At 65.4% G+C, this 583-nt stretch carries 1 pseudogene; it reads right to left on the bottom strand.

The window, feature by feature from the left end:
- Window positions 1–583: pseudogene (locus C3481_RS16245) on the bottom strand (cell division protein FtsH); the annotation flags it as partial.

Here is a 583-nt window from a genome sequence, read left to right as displayed (position 1 = left end):
GGCGAAGATCTCGGCGATCTCCTCCTTGCCCAGGGTCTCCTTCTCCAGCAACTGGAGGACGAGGTTGTCGAGCACGTCGCGGTTCTCGACCAGGATCTCCCAGGCCTCGTTGTGCGCGGTCTCGATGAGCTTCTTGACCTCTTCGTCCACCAGCGCGGCGACCTCTTCCGAGTAGTCGCGCTGGTGAGCCATCTCACGGCCCAGGAACGGCTCGGAGTTGTCGCCTCCGAACTTGATCGCACCGAGGCGCTCGGTCATGCCGTACTGGGTGACCATCGCGCGGGCCAGGTTGGTGGCCTTCTCGATGTCGTTCGCGGCGCCCGTGGTCGGGTCGTGGAAGACCAGTTCCTCGGCCGCCCGGCCGCCCAGCATGTAGGCGAGCTGGTCGAGCATCTCGTTGCGCGTGGTCGAGTACTTGTCCTCGTCCGGCAGGACCATCGTGTAACCGAGGGCACGACCACGGGACAGGATCGTGATCTTGTGGACCGGGTCGGAGTTCGGCGAGGCCGCCGCGACCAGGGCGTGACCGCCCTCGTGGTACGCGGTGATCTTCTTCTCCTTGTCCGACATGATCCGGGTCCGC

This window comes from Microbacterium sp. Ru50, from assembly GCF_002920555.1.
Taxonomy (GTDB): Bacteria; Actinomycetota; Actinomycetes; order Actinomycetales; family Microbacteriaceae; genus Microbacterium; species Microbacterium arborescens.
The sequence above is the reverse complement of the archived record's forward strand: the minus strand, read 5'-3'. Positions and strand labels throughout refer to the sequence as shown.